Source organism: Dictyobacter kobayashii (assembly GCF_003967555.1).
Taxonomy (GTDB): Bacteria; Chloroflexota; Ktedonobacteria; order Ktedonobacterales; family Ktedonobacteraceae; genus Dictyobacter; species Dictyobacter kobayashii.
Genome location: NZ_BIFS01000002.1, coordinates 284,278 through 298,399, shown reverse-complemented (window position 1 = coordinate 298,399; position 14,122 = coordinate 284,278). Strand labels below are relative to the sequence as shown.

Sequence of the window (14,122 nt, the reverse complement as noted above, 5' to 3'; positions counted from 1 at the left end):
GATTCTCTCTTCCCCCTCTTTTTTTTGCTAAAATGGTACTCATCTAGCTTAAAAAGTCGTATTTTTTAATCAAAAACAATCAAGACTGATCACTATTATTTAGTATGAATGATTCATTATATTTGATCTGGCTGGTAACAGTGCTGCGATGATATTGCTGGGATTTGCTGACAAATTGCGGTCGAGACGTTGACGTGTGAGATGGTATGTTTACTATGACAATCGTGAGGAAAATACTAAAAGCACTGTATTTTTTAGCTTTATTGCTTTATGCTCAAGGAGGTGCATCAGTATGCAATACTGGAAAGCTCGCGTAACAACCAGTTTGTTTTTTATTCTCTGCGCCATTGCGTGTTGTCTGTGCGTTATTTTTCCGTCAACAACAAGTTGTATATTGACGTTGCCACATTCACAGCAGACAAATGGTCATCCAGCATCACAGGTGATATATATTCGCTCCTCCCAGATCGGTAATCTTGCTGAGGGCCCTGATCCGATGATGCTAACTCATAGGCATTGAAATAGGGGCCTCGATAGAACTTACAGGTAGAGGTTTTTAAGCAAAGCAACATGAGGGGAGGACAAAAAGCACCCAAAATGAGACAAGTGAAAACCAAGACGGTGGTTAGTCATTGCACTATCTGTGAGGTGTCCTCTGTCTCATGAAACTCGATTATCGTCCTGGCAGGATCATGTATCAAGTGCCTTCGCTCATCTGAGCAAATCGCAGGCGTGTGGGCTTGCGCTCTGGAGTGCGAGGATCGCGTTAACAGGTTGCTGTGAGAGCGCGCAAATCAGTGCTCCGCTTGCGCAGCCATCGCCCATCCGATCACAGGCGTGAAAAGAGATCAAGCACAGCAGAAAGGCGCGAGCAATCCCTCCAGGGTGCAGTAGGAAAGTGGGAAAAACTGGGCAATCAATTTGTTCATAGTGAGCTTATCTACACCTGTCTGATTCTCTCTCTTTTCCTGGCTGTATATCGCAACGAGAAAGTGTTTATTGTGATATTGCTTGCCGACTGGGGATCGCGAGTTTATCGTGATGGAGGGACCAAAAAAGACTTTCTTCAAAATGTTCTCCTGGGAAATCCTGCCTGCCTTGAAATTAGGCGGGTGATCGTTTATAGTGCTTCTAGAGTCTTCTGAGGAAGATCATACTGCCTACAGAAGCTTGGAACATATATTATCCATTGAGTGGCAAAAAAGCTTGAGAAATATATTGCTCGAATAGGGGTAGGATTCTTTGCGACATACGTTGCCTGGGTAGAAAAGCTCATGCATAAGAAGGTTCGCTTGATGAAATATTTTCTCTGGTTTTTTCAAAAGCTCATGTATAAGAGAATTGAAAATGGCATATTTCTCGTGAAATACTTTGTCAATGAAGCTCATATGAGCATTGGCATACATAGATTGGCCTGAGAGGCTGGTTTACAGCAAGTGAGCGTTGTTCTTGGGAGTCCCTGCCTTCCAAGCAGGTTGTCGCGAGTTCGAGTCTCGTCTCCCGCTCTTTTCATGTCTATCGTCCCCTTGCAGGCCGATGAGAGGCCGCTTCGTAAGAAGCGTTCGCCATCAGGTCAGCAAGGGGACGATTGTGTTTTTGGCGCATTGCCTCATCAGAAATCTTCCCTTTTGCCAGCCCTTAAACGAATTTTCTTATGCCTCTTGAGTGAATTTCCTGCTCAGATTTCTTGTTTCTGGTATAGAAAGGGATACGGTACAATGTCTCCCAAAGGGAAGATGTTCGGTGAGGCAACCAGCGCTGTCATGTCTGTGCCCAGCTTGCCCACCTGGCTTGATGACAAAGGACGGAAGAGGATGGGGGGGAGACTGTGTTTACAGACCAGGCGGGAACTGCTTCAACAACTCGCGCCGCAGTATCGACAGGCCGCATCGGCACAGAAACGGAAAATGTTCGATGAGTTTACCCGGATCACGGGTTATCATCGCAAATATGCCATGTGGCTGTTAAATCATACGGAGGAAGGGCAACCGTCCCCGGCGCGTCCACGTCCACGACAGTATGAGGGGACCGTGCAGGAGGCATTGGTTCAGGTATGGAACGCCGCAAACCGGATTGCGGCCAAGCGCCTCATGCCATTTCTCCCAACGCTTGTCGAGGCATTGGAACAGCATGGGCATCTCCATCTGAGTGAAGCTGATCGATCACGCCTGCTCACGATGAGTGCAGCTACCGCAGATCGCCTGCTGCGCGCGCATCGAAGACGAAGTTTCTCTGGCCTCTCCACGACGCGCCCTGGGCCACTGCTCAAGCAACAGATCCCCATCCGTACCTTTCAGCAGTGGAATGAGACCCAACCTGGTTTTCTGGAGGCAGATCTGGTGGCCCATGCCGGTGCTGACTCCAAGGGAAGCTTTCTCTACACGCTGACCCTCACCGATATCGCAACCGGATGGACGGAATGCCTTCCCCTTCTCTCCAAATGTCAGGATGTTGTGCTCGACGCGCTGCACCAGGCGCGTGAGCGTTTCCCTTTTCCCATCTTAGGACTGGACGCCGATAACGGTGGGGAATTTATGAATGAGCTCTTGCTGAGCTATTGTGAGCAAGAGCAGATTACCTTTACCCGAGGGCGTCCCACGCTGAAGAATGATCAGTGTTTTGTCGAGCAGAAAAATGGTGCTATTGTGCGTCAGGTGGTGGGGTATGGTCGGTTGGTTGGCATGTTGGCCTATCAGCAACTCGGTGAGGTCTACCGAGCACTTCATCTCTATGTTAACTGCTTTCAACCATCAATGAAATTGCAGGAGAAGCACATTGATGGAAAAAAGGTGCACCTTGTCTATGATCAGGCCAGAACACCGTTGCAACGCCTGGTGCGTGCCAAAGTGCTCTCTGATGCGAGCGCACAGGAGTTGATGCAGATGTTTCGAGCGATCGATCCTGTGCTGCTTTTTGATCAGGTGAAAGAGCTGCAGCAGGCGCTCTTCTTTCACACCAAAGGTACGTTGGGAGGTTCAGCTGAGACGGAGGAATGTTCTCTCCGCCGCTTTTGTGTTGAACGTTGTCTATCAGGATCTCAAGAAGCCAATGCGTTCCTCTCGGCTTTGTTCTCTGAGCAGCGCGAGCCGGTGCATGAGCAGTCACCGCTGGCGTCACTTCTTGATTGGCCCCGAACGTGTCATGATCCCTTCCATGACGTATGGGATCTTATCGCGTCCTGGGTGTGTACCTCTCCTGAGCGTAATTGCGGCGAAATGTTTCGCGAATTACAACGTTTGTTTCCTGAACGTTTTCGACCGGCGCACTTGCGCACCTTACAACGAGGGGTGCGCAAGGTGAGAGCACGTCTACAAGGAGCATGTGGCGGACAGGGGAAAGGGGAAAAAATGGAGGCGGGCGGATTGCATCCTTCGATCTCAGTGAGGCCAGAGACTGCAGGATGTGGGTCAGACCGGCCGGTTCACGTGATCAACGTTTCTCCTTCTCAGAAGCATGTATCAAAACAACTGGTACCTTCTCGTTGTCTTGGTGAGGAAGGGATCAAGGGCATGCAGAGAACCGCGCTCTCTGGTGAGGGATTGGACACTACTGCATCGGATCAGAAACACCTTCAGGATGATCAACTCTCTCAAGGGTTTGAACGCCGTACCGGTTCGAGCCAGAAGGGATTGTCGCGCTCTATCGAGCACGCTATTCAGGACTATCTCCAGGCGCAGAAGAAGAGTGGACGACGTCCAAAAACGCTGGAATGGCACCAGACGGCGTTGCGTTTATTGCAGGAATATCTCTCCTCCGAGTGTCAATATGTTCTCATCCATCAGATCACAGAGGCAGAGATACAGAATTGGTTGACGTTTCTTCGCGAGCGGCCAACAGCGAGGGGAATGTATCGATCCACCGGGACCGTCGCGTCGTATGCTCGCTCGGCTCGTGCTTTCTTCCGGTGGTTAGTGCGTCACCGCTCTATGAGGCAAACGCCGTTTGCGCAGCTGGACATGCCTCGTGAGGAACCTGGGCTGCTTCATCTTGTTGAGCCAGCAGAATGGGAACGTTTGCTGTTGGCGTGTAGGTCTGCAGGAGGAATGGTGGCGGGAGTAGCAGATCAAACCAGCGCATGCAATCAGGCGCTGCTCTGGGTGCTTGCCCAGACGGGGATGCGCACTTCCGAAGTGTGCGAGTTGCAGCTTTCAGATGTTGATCGCGACCATGGCGTGATGAGGATACGAGGGAAGGGCTCAAGGGCACGATGGGTTCCTCTGGGGGAGGAAGGACGTTATCATCTCTCTGTGTACCTGGATCGCTATCGTTTGCCACCAGGACACGATCTGAAGCGAATGCGAGTGGGAGAGGAACCTCTCTTTCTGTCTAGGGAAGGATGCTCTTTGACCAGGAATAGCATTGCGCTTCTGTTTGGCCGGCTGCGAAAACGGGCTGGGATCACCAGGAAAGAAGTTGGGCCTGTTTTGCTCCGCGATACCTTTGCCGTGCGCTATCTGCAAGCAGGTGGAGATTTGCGTACGTTGCGGCAACAATTGGGTCAAGAGGAGAGTGCTGCTGTCAAACGGTATCTGGATATGGTATGAGTTATCGTAAAAGAGCACAGGAAGCGAAAGAATTATGGGAACATGGTTCTTTTCGGCTGGTGTTGATTGCGGGAACTGTTTTTCTGAGACAGCCATCGTGGCATTGGGGCAGGAATCGGACCTCTCCATGCTTTGCTTGTCTCAATCAATCTATTTGTCGCATCGTGTACGTCCGCGTTCGTGATGTGCAACCTCGCTTGACCTCACCACGCACGCATCAACTTTCGCGTACGAGCAATGCTACGTCCTTGATACAAGCCACAGGCGACGACTTCTCATCCTTGTATAGATCAGAAAGACCTGGGAGGGCAGCACGTTCTCCCTGCTTGTATGGAGGAAGGACACGGCTTATCCGCATAGGAACAAAATACACAGCAGTCTCCCTGTTTACGGGCATGCGTCATGGAACGCGCATCACAGGTATAGAATAATTGGCAGAACGTGGTAGGCATCATGATGCTCTGCTGATGCCGACACAGTGGATTGGGACAGATAAGCGTCGCCAGAAGGGCATGGCTGTTCATGGTTCCTCAGTTCTTTATGTATTATGACCTATATTTAGAATCAGAGGTAAAAAATGTCCCTCACTGTAGAGAGGAGGAACGTACAATGAGATCGGGTTGATAGACGATCTGTTGATGTTGGTGCTCTCTATGGCCTCCCAGCTCCTTGAAAAGCAGCTCGGTGGCTGTACGCCCCAGGAGATATTTGGGTTGGCGAATAGAGGAGAGCGAGGGAGAAAGGGCACTGGCAAACTCGACGTCATCATAGCCAATCAGCGCCATCTCGTCGGGAACCCGTACCCCACGCTGCAGCAGTCCACGCATAACTCCAAGGGCCAGTTGATCATTAGCACAGAAAATTGCCGTAGCCTTACGTTCCCCCTGCAACAACATTTCTACACACTGTTCACCAGCCAGCACATTCTGATCCGCTACCGGAATCTCAATCACCACCTGCTCAGGATCAAGACCAGCTGCATTGATCGCCTGGTACATTCCCTCGCGCCGCTCTTCGCACTGTCGAATACTAAGAGAGCCATGCACAAAGGCGATCCTGCGATGACCTGATACCAATAGATGGTTGGTGGCCAGCTTTCCTCCTTGCTGATTATCGACGGCAACTGAACAGAGACTGTGCTCCTGATCGGTTCGATCCAGCAGCACAACGGCAATCTCTTGTTGCGCGAGACGCTGAAGATAACTCAGATCATTGCTGGCAGGCGTAATCAAAATACCAGCCGTACGCTGTTCTTCAAGTATATGGAGATAGCGATGCTCTTTTTCCAGTGAACCATCTGAATTACAGAGAATGACGATGTAGCCAGCCTCATTTGCGGCATCCTCCACACCACGCGCCACCTCAGTAAAAAAAAGGATTGGTTACGTCCAGTACCACCAGGCCCAGATAACGGCTCCCACCAGCCCGCAATTGATGCGCCGAAGCGTTGCGCACAAATCCTAGTTCATCAATCACTGCCTGCACACGCAGACGGGTCGCCTCCGCAACCCGATCCGGGCGATTTAATACATTAGAGACAGTCCCCAATGAAACTCCCGCCTTCTCAGCAACTTCTCGAATACTTGCCATCTTTTCCTCTTCCAAGCCCTTCCCGACGCTCATCCTGTCTCATCTTTCAGAGCAAAGGATAAGTGAAACGTTTCATACTCTGTCCTGTAGTATAGCAGTTGGACTGGTAATCGTGAAGAGGCCCGCTTATTTAGACCCTTGACAGGATGGCTTTTGATCTCCTATACTCAATTGAAACGTTTCAATTGAAACGTTTCATACGCTTTTGTCATTGAAGGTACAGAGTATCTGAATGATCCAAAAGAGGTGCAAAGCTATGGCCGAACTCTTTGATCAACTGCGTGCGATGTTGGACGCGCAAAGTACCGACATTGAGCACGTTATTATGCATATCCAGGCGTTCTCCATCGAAACTCCCTCATGGGGCTACGGGAATTCGGGGACACGCTTTCATGTTTTCCGCTGGCCTGGTGCAGCCCGCAACCTGCGCGAGAAGCTGGCAGATGCGGCCCAGGTTCAGCATGTAACTGGTTGTTGTCCAAAGGTGGCGCTCCATATTCCCTGGGATCAAGTGGCTGATTGGCCGGAAATCAAGGCGTATGCCGAGCAGCTAGGCTTACAGCTAGGCGCGATCAACCCCAACCTTTTCCAGGACAATGCTTACCGTTCTGGTAGCCTCTGTCACTTTGATCAGCAGGTGCGCAATCAGGCAGTTGAGCATGTGCTCTCCTGCGTACAGATTGCGCAAGCCACTGGCTCAGACGTGATCAGCCTCTGGTTGGCAGATGGTACTAACTATCCTGGTCAGGATGATCTGCGCAAACGCCGCCATCGTCTGCTTGACTCGCTACAAGCTATCTACGCAGCCTTCCCTGAGACGATGCGTCTTCTGATTGAGTATAAATTTTTTGAGCCAGCTTTTTACTCGACTGATCTACCTGACTGGGGAACAGCATTGCTTCTGGCACAGAAGTTGGGGCCCCAAGCCGAAGTGCTTGTAGATACCGGTCATCATCCTCAAGGAACCAATATCGCACAGATTGTCGCTCAATTGCTAGATGAGAAGCGTCTGGGAGGTTTCCATTTTAATGATCGCAAGTACGCGGATGATGATCTGATTGCTGGTTCACTTAATCCCTTTGAACTCTTCTGTATCTTCAACGAGATCATTGGTGCACAGCATGAGGACAACACAAATGGAGGTCGCATCACCTATATGATCGATCAATCTCATAATATAGAGCCAAAGATTGAAGCAATGATTCAAAGCGTCATGCATATCCAGACCGCATATGCAAAGGCTCTGCTGGTCGATCGCATCGCACTGCATGGGGCCCAGGAGAGCGGCGATGTGTTGGGAGCGTATCGCGTACTTCAGGCGGCTTACGAGACCGATGTACGCTCTTTGCTCGCTGAAGTTCGTATGCGTCAGGGGCGTGCACCCGACCCCATTACCGCCTTCCGTACCAGTGGTTATGCTGAGCGAGTAGCAAGTGAGCGTATAACAGACGAAATCACAAGTGGCTACCTCGGAATGTAAGCAATCGCTCTTCTTGTTGCAAAAATAAGGTTTTTTTATTTTTGTGATCTGAAAATAGCAAAGGATTTATAATAATGGCATCTGTGCTTTCTTCACCCGCTTTGAAACAACTTGTCGAGCGTTCGCGCCACCTGGGCGCTGATCGCTCTGTCTGCAACTGGGGTGGAGGCAATACCTCTGCCAAAGCAGAAGAATATGATTTTCGTGGTCGAGTTGCGCGTGTGCTATGGGTTAAGGGCTCGGGCTCTGATCTGGCAACCTGTACTGAGGAGTCTTTTACCGGTCTGTACCTGGACGATCTCCTCCCCCTGCTGGAGCGCGAGCAGATGAGCGATGCCGAGATGGTAACTTACCTGGGACACTGTTTCTTTGATCCAGGCCGTCCCCGTCCTTCTATTGAGACGCTTTTACACGCTTTCTTGCCTTTTACCCATATCGATCACACTCACGCTGACGCCACGAATTATTTTGCTTGCGCCTCTAATGGGGAGCAGCTAGCTCGCGAATGTTTCGGCGAGGACCTGCTGTGGTTACCCTATCGCCGCCCTGGCTTCGGGCTGGCCCGCGAGGTGGCCCTGGCTGTGCGGGCAAAACCCGAGGCCAGGCTTGTCCTTCTTGCCAGGCATGGTTTGATCACCTGGGGCAAGACAGACGAAGAGTGCTACACCTCAACCTGTGCCACAATTGCTCGGGCGCGTGACTTTGTTGAAGGACGCATCCAACAGACGAATCACGCTTTTTTTGGTGGCTTGCGTGTTCCTGTGCTTCCACAGGAAGAGCGCCACAGCGTTGCCGCACAGATAGCGCCAGTGCTGCGCGGACTGATCTCAACTGACAAACCCCAGATTCTACGCTTTGAAGACGACGAAGCGGTGCTCTCCTTTGTCTCCAGCAACGATGCATCACGTTTGACGAGCATTGGTGCGGCCTGCCCAGATCATCTGGTGCATACCAAGCCCTGGCCCTTGCTGGTTGAGTGGACGCCTGAACAGGGCAGTGAGGCGCTCTCTGAAGCGGTGCACATTGGCATTGCGACCTACGTGGCTCGCTATCAGGCATATCTGGAAGCGCATCGGGCTCAGGATCTTGATCCAGATGCATCCACGCCCGTATTTCGCGAGGCTGATGCTGCAAGTGATCCACACCCTCGCGTGATCCTGATCCCTGGCGTGGGTATGTTTACTACTGGAAAAGATATGACGCGAGCGGATATCTCGTCACAACTCTATCACCGCGCCATTGCGGTGATGCGCGGTGCAGAGGCTTGCGGCGGTTTCATATCCCTCTCGAATGCTGAAAGCTATGCAGTTGAGTACTGGCCGCTGGAGCAATATAAGCTCAAGTTAGCGCCTCCTGATCGCGAATTTGCGCGACACGTGGTACTGGTCACCGGAGCAGGTGGGGGCATCGGCTCAGCTATCTGCCGTAGAGTTGCACTGGATGGTGCACATCTCGTTGTTACTGATATTGATCTGGTAAGCGCTGAAAAACTGGCAAACGCTCTCAATCAGCAATATGGAGCAGGACGCGCAATCGCCCTCAAGATGGATGTGACAAACGAGGAGAGCGTGGACACAGCCTTTACGCAGGCCGCATTAGCGTTCGGTGGCATCGATATCGTTGTCAACAATGCTGGCCTGGCCTCCAGCGCACCAATTACTGAGACCAGCCTGGCTATGTGGAACAAGAACTGGAATGTGCTGGCCACCGGCTATTTTCTGGTTGCACGAGCTGCTTTCCAGCTTTTACAAGTCCAGGGGCGCGGTGGCAATCTGGTCTTTATTGCCAGTAAGAATGCGCTTGTGGCTGGGAAAAATGCTGCAGCTTATTCAACCGCCAAGGCTGCTGAGTCCCATCTGGCACGCTGCCTGGCAGAGGAAGGCGGTCAGTTCAAAATTCGCGTCAACACGGTCAATCCAGACGCCGTTCTGTCAGGCTCACGTATCTGGGATAGTTCCTGGCGCAAGGGACGTGCAGTCACTTATGGTGTGGCACCTGATCAACTGGATGAGGTGTATCGCAAACGTACGACGCTTGGCGTGAACATTTTGCCCGAGGATATCGCTGAAGCGGTGGCGTTTTTTGCCTCGTTAACGCGCTCAAGCAAGAGTACTGGCAACATTCTCAATGTCGATGGAGGCATCGCCGCCGCCTATCCACGCTAAGAGAGGAACTGGACAGTTATTATGAGGCGACCGCCTATGGCAATGCACGGCTGCAGTTGGTGGGCCTGAGTGACCTGCAAAGCCTGGCCGATGTACGTGCCGTGGTCCGGTGCGCCTCTACTCATCGCTTTGGGCCACAATTGGCTCAACATGCAGTATGGAGCGATGCCGCTGAACATTTCCGCCGGCTGCCTGGTTGTCTTTGAGAGAACGAACGGATTGATTTATGCAAGTGGCACTATTCTTGGTTTACGACTGTCCTGAGAAAAAGGCGCATTCAATGTGATCAGTACGTGGCTGGAATGGCGCTTGTTATCTATATAAACGAGGACATATGATGCTGTAAAACGCTTATAGGGCAGCAGTCAGAAGAGATTTGTATTGAAATACAGGTGAATTGCTTGGTATTCATAATCAGTATATTTGTTCTGTCTGCAGGCAACCTTGGAGGAGTTGTGGTCGGAGGAGGTGATTCAAGGACATGTGGTTTCTGTGAACGGACTCGATCCGAGTTGCAAACGGAAGGAGATCCCTTCCCTGTTCTAATGTGTCAATATTTATTCTTGTCAATGTGTGATAGTTCTTGCCTGCTACATTGAGGAAATGATACAGAAGAAGACCTTCTTCTGTATCATTTCCTCAACGTAGAGTGATGTTTACGATCGACCAACAATGGGTGGTTGGAAGGCGAGATCTGCTTCAGACTGAGGGAGGAGAAAATCGAAATCGCATCCCTCATCTGGTTGCAGGACATGTTCTGCGTAGAGGCGGGGATACCCTCGACCGTGCATCTGCCGGGGTGGCATCCAGTCGCTCCGTCGCCGCTGTAATTCTTCCTCTGAGACATGAAGGGTGAGCGTGCGTTGTTCAATATCCAACTCGATGATGTCTCCATCTTGTACCAGGGCCAGTGGACCTCCAATGGCTGCCTCTGGTGTGACATGCAGGACGACGGTACCAGAACTGGTTCCGCTCATGCGCGAGTCGCTGATGCGAACCATGTCCTGTACCCCCTGGCGTAACAGTTTTTCGGGAATGGGGATAGAACCCCACTCGGGGAGTCCTGGAACGCCTACCGCACCAGCGTTGCGCAGTACGAGAACAGAATTGGCATCGACCGGTAGGTCGGGACGATCGATGCGGGCCAGCAGATCGGTATAGTTCTCGAAGACGAGTGCCGGACCACTGTGCTGCTTCAACTGTGCTGACGCCGTGGTGGTGCGGATTACCGCTCCACGTGGTGCCAGGTTTCCGCGCAGTACAGCGATCGATCCTGAGGGGGCGAGCGGCTCATGCCGGGAGAAGATCACCGCGGCATCCCGGTAGGATACTGCATCTACCGTTTCCTGGAGTGCCTGACCTGTGACGGTCAGGCACTCCAGGTGAAGCAGATCCCGGATCTCGTGCATCAATGCGGGCATCCCGCCGGCGGCATCAAAGTCGTGCAAGAGCTTTGCTCCGGACGGCTGTACATTGAGAAGCATCGGGGTTGTTCGGGCGAAGGTATCGAAATCATCGAGGGTGAGCGGGACCCTCAGTCGTTTCGCGATGGCAATCAGGTGAATGACCGCGTTGGTTGAGCCGCCAATGGATGTGTAGACTCGCAACGCGTTTTCAAAGGCTGCGCGTGTCATGATCTGTGCCGGCCGTAGATCCTGCTGCACCAGTTCGACAATACGCCGCCCGCTGGCTTCCGCCGCTGCTAGCCGCCGGGTGTCTGTGGCGGCGATGGTGGCGGTGCCTGGAAGCATCATGCCCAGGGCTTCTGAGAGAACCGTCATCGTTGAAGCGGTTCCCATCGTATTACAGGTCCCGATGCCGCAGGCATAATGCTCCTCCAACTCCTGCCAGTCCTGTTCGGTAATCCCTCCCGTGCGATATTTATCCAGATAATGCCAGAGCTCTGTGCCCGATGCGATCTCGTGGCCTCGCCAGCGCCCTGCTATGCGAGGGCCAGCGCAGACCTGGATCGCCGGAAGGTTGGCGCTGGCGGCACCCATCAGTTGAGCGGGCGTGATTTTATCGCACCCAGTCAGCAGGACGACGCCGTCGATTGGATAGGCGCGCAGCGTTTCTTCTAATTCCATGGCCAGTAAGTTGCGGTAGAGCATGGCGCTGGGCTTCATGAGTTCCTCACCCAGTGACATGGTATTGAACTCCAGAGGGAGCCCCCCGGCCGCGATCACGCTGCGCTTAACTGCCTCGGCCACCGCTTTGAGTCCGCTATTGCAGTTATTGAGCTCGCTCCAGGAATTGGCAATCCCGATCACGGGCTTGCCGGTAAAAAATTCCCTGCTCCAGCCCAGGGAGCGCAGGACCGATCGACTCTGCAGCCCGAGCTCATCTCTGCCTTCAAACCACTCCTGACTGCGTAGCTGTATCACTGCTTTCTGCGCGTGTGTGGGTCGTGTTTCCAAGATCCGTGTTCCTACTTTCCATATGTATGTGCTTCTTTTCCCTGATCACCTTCATAAGATACACCAGGGCCGTGCCGACATCGATCTATTTGATGGCTCCAATCACCATGCCTTTCCTGATATAGCCCTGCAGGAATATGTAGAGGAGAATGGGAAAGATCGACGCCATTAATAAGCTGGTCATCAGCAACGGGTAATCCGTCGCGTAGCGACTGCCAATGGTCGCGATCGCCGCGGTAACGGTCTGCTTGCCATCGGTCTGCAAAAAGAGGAGCGGCGTCAGCAGATCATTCCACCATGCGGTCACGTTAAAAATACTGATGGTCATAATGCCAGAGACACTCATCGGGACCACCACGCGTATCAACTGATGGAAATAGTTGGCCCCATCGACTCTGGTGGCTTCCAGAACCTCACCAGGTAGCCCGCGCATCAGCGAGGTCAGCAGGAAGACCGATCCGGGGATGCTGGTCGCCGCCCAGAGTAAGACCACCGAGAGAAAGTTATCGACAAGACCGAGATGGGCCATCGACAGATAGTTGGGGATGATGAAGGTCATCCCCGGAATGATCAGGCTGGTCACGATCAGCATGAAGAAGACACGCCGAAATGGGAAGCGTAACTTGGCCAGTGTGAAAGAGGCCGGAATAAAAACGAGCAGAGAGAGGATCATCGCCAGCACGATATACCCGATGGTATTCAAGAGCAATTGCAGCATATTCAGGTTGCTGAACATGGCGATGAAGTTATCCAGATAGCCAAAGCTCTGCGGCAGGCCCACCGGGTTGCTGGTATATTCGGTCGTCGTTTTGAAACTGGTCAAGAGCATAAAGAGGAGCGGGTAGATGGCGGCAACGGTCAGGATGATCAGGATCGCCAGAATTCCGGAGCGGGTGAGTGATTGAAATATGCTTTTCTTCATACGGTCCTCCTTTTCTGAGAAGCTGGCTTACTCGGCACCGACTCGATCAAACAGGGTAATCTGCATCCAGGAAATGATCAGGACGAGGATCAGCAAGATGACAGCCAGCGCGCTGGCATAGCCCAACGATCCCTGCGCAAATGCCTTGATGTAGATCATGTAGTCGATGGGCGTCGTCTCATATCCGGGTCCGCCGCGTGTGATCGAGTAAACAAGGGCGAACAAGCCAATAAAGACGAAAATGATGTTGGTAATCACAAAGTAGGAGATGGCGGGGCCAGAGACGGGATGATGATGCGGAACAGGCGTTGCCACCAGTTCGCCCCGTCGATGCGTGCCGCCTCAATCAGATCGGCCGAAATCGATGAGAGTCCAGCGAGAAAGATCAGTACTCCTTGCCCCAACGTTTGCCAGTAGAACGCCAGGATGAGGACCAGAAAGGCGGTCGGCGCGCTCCCGATCCAGGGTTGGGCAAGGGTGCTCAGTCCGATCCCGTTCAGTACCTGATTGATGGCACCCTGTGAGTCGAAGAGGGTTTTCATCAGCAGGCCAACGACGACCGCCGATAGAATGGTGGGCAGATAATAGACGGAGCGAAAGAATTTCCAGCCAGGGGTCTGTTCAAAGAGCAGCACCGAAACCACCAGTGAGATCAGGAGAATGCCTGGAATGGAAAGCAGAAAGATGAAATTGTTGCGCAGCAGCAGCAGGAGTTGCCCTGACGTCAGGATGCTTGCATAATTCGTCAGACCGATCCAGCGTGAACTGTCGCCATCCCAGGCGGTGAAGCTGTGATAGATGGCGAGGATTAGCGGATACCACATAAAGAGCGCAATCAGGAGGAAGGCGGGCAGTAGTGACAGATATGCCGTGAACCCTTCTTTTTGGCGAAGCGTTTTTCCGCGCACAGATGTCACAGGTTTGGCGGGGGCGATGGGCGCGTGCAAATCGATGAGCGCAACCTGTTTCTTGTTGGCCATGACATCCATCCTTTCCTATGGTTG

11 protein-coding genes are annotated in these 14,122 nt (G+C 52.4%); 4 read left to right on the top strand and 7 right to left on the bottom strand.

Translation table 11 applies throughout. The features are described from left to right. The first annotated feature begins 1,814 nt into the window (after positions 1–1,814). Positions 1,815–4,544, top strand: coding sequence for a tyrosine-type recombinase/integrase (locus EL645_RS28065; protein ID WP_161977762.1), 2,730 nt, complete (start codon positions 1,815–1,817; stop codon positions 4,542–4,544). A 290-nt stretch (positions 4,545–4,834) separates the two neighbouring features. Here EL645_RS28065 and EL645_RS45875 read toward each other — a convergent pair whose 3' ends face one another. Genes EL645_RS45875 through EL645_RS43230 form a run of 3 tightly spaced genes read right to left on the bottom strand, consistent with a single transcriptional unit; the run spans position 4,835 to position 6,134 of the window. Then, positions 4,835–5,068 (bottom strand): GDCCVxC domain-containing (seleno)protein, encoded by a 234-nt coding sequence (locus tag EL645_RS45875; RefSeq protein WP_126554781.1) that lies wholly within the window; start codon positions 5,066–5,068, stop codon positions 4,835–4,837. Between the two features lie 60 nt (positions 5,069–5,128). Further along, on the bottom strand, positions 5,129–5,893 hold the full coding sequence (locus EL645_RS28055; protein WP_246035604.1) for a substrate-binding domain-containing protein: 765 nt from the start codon (positions 5,891–5,893) through the stop codon (positions 5,129–5,131). Between the two features lie 13 nt (positions 5,894–5,906). Further along, positions 5,907–6,134, bottom strand: a complete 228-nt coding sequence (locus EL645_RS43230; protein WP_246035603.1) for a LacI family DNA-binding transcriptional regulator — start codon at positions 6,132–6,134, stop codon at positions 5,907–5,909. A 256-nt stretch (positions 6,135–6,390) separates the two neighbouring features. Between EL645_RS43230 and rhaI the strand changes: the two genes are divergently transcribed. The 3 genes from rhaI (at position 6,391) to EL645_RS39640 (ending at position 9,985) form a co-directional block, all read left to right on the top strand. Then, positions 6,391–7,614, top strand: coding sequence for an L-rhamnose isomerase (gene rhaI, locus EL645_RS28050; protein WP_126554779.1), 1,224 nt, complete (start codon positions 6,391–6,393; stop codon positions 7,612–7,614). 74 nt (positions 7,615–7,688) lie between these two features. After that, complete coding sequence (locus EL645_RS28045) at positions 7,689–9,779, top strand: bifunctional aldolase/short-chain dehydrogenase (RefSeq protein WP_126554777.1); 2,091 nt, start codon at positions 7,689–7,691, stop codon at positions 9,777–9,779. A 59-nt stretch (positions 9,780–9,838) separates the two neighbouring features. Then, the gene (locus EL645_RS39640) at positions 9,839–9,985 is read left to right on the top strand and encodes a hypothetical protein (protein WP_161977761.1); all 147 of its coding nucleotides are present in this window, start codon (positions 9,839–9,841) and stop codon (positions 9,983–9,985) included. Between the two features lie 450 nt (positions 9,986–10,435). On the opposite strand, the gene EL645_RS28040 is transcribed toward EL645_RS39640, so the two are convergent. The 4 genes from EL645_RS28040 to EL645_RS28030 all read right to left on the bottom strand — a co-directional run bounded on the left by EL645_RS28040 (position 10,436) and on the right by EL645_RS28030 (position 14,098). Continuing rightward, positions 10,436–12,196 carry a dihydroxy-acid dehydratase gene (locus EL645_RS28040; RefSeq protein WP_218032109.1) on the bottom strand — a complete coding sequence of 587 codons (1,761 nt, stop codon included), beginning with the start codon at positions 12,194–12,196 and terminating at the stop codon, positions 10,436–10,438. A gap of 85 nt (positions 12,197–12,281) precedes the next feature. Then, on the bottom strand, positions 12,282–13,118 hold the full coding sequence (locus EL645_RS28035) for a carbohydrate ABC transporter permease (RefSeq protein WP_126554775.1): 837 nt from the start codon (positions 13,116–13,118) through the stop codon (positions 12,282–12,284). 27 nt (positions 13,119–13,145) lie between these two features. Then, positions 13,146–13,433, bottom strand: coding sequence for a hypothetical protein (locus EL645_RS41535; protein WP_218032108.1), 288 nt, complete (start codon positions 13,431–13,433; stop codon positions 13,146–13,148). After that, a complete protein-coding gene (locus EL645_RS28030) occupies positions 13,373–14,098 on the bottom strand; it encodes a carbohydrate ABC transporter permease (RefSeq protein WP_218032107.1) in 726 nt (241 codons plus the stop codon). Before EL645_RS28030 ends, EL645_RS41535 begins: the two co-directional genes overlap by 61 nt. Between the last annotated feature and the right edge of the window lie 24 nt (positions 14,099–14,122).

Coding starts and splice junctions, on each gene's coding strand:
- rhaI (WP_126554779.1), top strand. CDS start 6,391: ATGGCCGAACTCTTTGATCAACTGCGTGCGATGTTGGACGCGCAAAGT.
- EL645_RS28045 (WP_126554777.1), top strand. CDS start 7,689: ATGGCATCTGTGCTTTCTTCACCCGCTTTGAAACAACTTGTCGAGCGT.
- EL645_RS28030 (WP_218032107.1), bottom strand. CDS start 14,098: ATGGCCAACAAGAAACAGGTTGCGCTCATCGATTTGCACGCGCCCATC.
- EL645_RS28065 (WP_161977762.1), top strand. CDS start 1,815: ATGGGGGGGAGACTGTGTTTACAGACCAGGCGGGAACTGCTTCAACAA.
- EL645_RS28035 (WP_126554775.1), bottom strand. CDS start 13,118: ATGAAGAAAAGCATATTTCAATCACTCACCCGCTCCGGAATTCTGGCG.
- EL645_RS43230 (WP_246035603.1), bottom strand. CDS start 6,134: ATGGCAAGTATTCGAGAAGTTGCTGAGAAGGCGGGAGTTTCATTGGGG.
- EL645_RS45875 (WP_126554781.1), bottom strand. CDS start 5,068: ATGAACAGCCATGCCCTTCTGGCGACGCTTATCTGTCCCAATCCACTG.